The organism is Brachybacterium alimentarium (assembly GCF_002332425.1).
GTDB classification, from domain to species: Bacteria; Actinomycetota; Actinomycetes; order Actinomycetales; family Dermabacteraceae; genus Brachybacterium; species Brachybacterium alimentarium.
On sequence record NZ_NRGS01000044.1, the window covers coordinates 1 to 1,412 of the forward strand.

General features: G+C 66.1%; 1 protein-coding gene. It reads right to left on the reverse strand.

Going from position 1 to position 1,412, the window contains the following annotated elements; translation table 11 throughout:
• Positions 1 to 45: 45 nt before the first annotated feature.
• Positions 46 to 1,293 (reverse strand): IS256 family transposase, encoded by a 1,248-nt coding sequence (locus tag CIK71_RS16925; protein ID WP_096166853.1) that lies wholly within the window; start codon positions 1,291 to 1,293, stop codon positions 46 to 48.
• Positions 1,294 to 1,412 lie beyond the last annotated feature (119 nt).

Here is a 1,412-nt window from a genome sequence, read left to right on the forward strand (position 1 = left end):
GGTCAAGTCCCTGGAAGTGGTGTAGCGGTCCTTCGATGAGAGGGGTCAGGCGGTAAGGGCGGGAAGGGCTTCGGTGGTCACCTCGTTCGCGGGGTTGGTGGTGAGCGTGAGACGGCAGCGGGCGAGGACGTCGAGGCCGAGGTAGCGGCGTCCTTCGGCCCATTCATCGGTCTGTTCTGCCAGCACCGCGCCGACGAGTCGGATGATCGCGTCGCGGGTAGGGAAGATCCCCACTGAGTCCGTGCGCCGGCGGATCTCGCGATTGAGTCGTTCGGCGGGATTGTTCGACCAGATCTGCATCCAGACGTCCTTGGGGAAGCCGGTGAACGCGAGGACGTCAGCGCGGGCGGCGTCGAGGTGTTCGGCCACGTCGGGGAGCTTTTCGCCCACGTAGTCCAGGAGTCGGTCGAACTGCGCGGTCACCGCGGCGGCATCGGGCTGGTCATAGACGCTATGCAGCATCGCCTTCACGGCAGGCCACATGCTCTTGGGGCAGATGCTCATCAGGTTCGCGGCGTAGTGGGTGCGGCAGCGCTGCCAGGATGCGCCGGGCAGGTGAGCTGCGATTGCCTCGACCAGTCCGGCGTGGGCATCGGAGGTGACCAGCCGGACTCCGCCCAACCCACGTGCGACGAGGTCGGCGAAGAAGCTGCTCCACGCGGCGCCGGTCTCGCTGGTTGCCACTCGCATGCCGAGGACCTCGCGGTGCCCGTCACCATTGACTCCGGTCGCGACCAGGACGACCGCGTTGATCACCCGCCCACCCTCACGGACCTTCATCGTGAGCGCATCGGCGGCAACGAACGTGAAAGGGCCGGCAGCGTCCAAGGGTCGGTGGCGGAACTGCTCGACGTGCTCGTCGAGATCGGCCGCCATGCGACTGACCTGCGATCTCGAGAGCGAGTTGATGCCGAGGGTCTTGACGAGCTTGTCCATGCGGCGAGTGGAGACGCCGGCGAGGTAGCAGTCGGCGACCACGGTGATCAGGGCGGACTCGGCACGTTTGCGACGCTCGAGCAGCCACTCGGGAAAGTAGGTGCCGGTGCGGAGCTTGGGTACGGCGACGTCGATCGTGCCGAGGCGGGTGTCGAGGTCGCGGTGGCGGTAGCCGTTGCGCTGGACAGTTCGACCGGGGCTGGGCCGGCCGTATTCAGCGCCGGCGACCGCGTCAGCATCCGCGGAGAGGAGCTCGTTGATGATCCTTTGCAGCATCGTGCGCATCAGATCCGGGGAGGCTTCGGCCAGGGCTTCACCGAGCAGGCCGTGAGGGTCGACAATATGAGGAGCGGTCATCGTGATGACTCCGTTCGAGAGTGCTGTGAGAGGTTCACTCGAAGGATCACACGGTGACCGCGTCCTCGTCAGAGACGATCACGGGGCCACCGCGCTACACCACTATGCGGGACTCAACT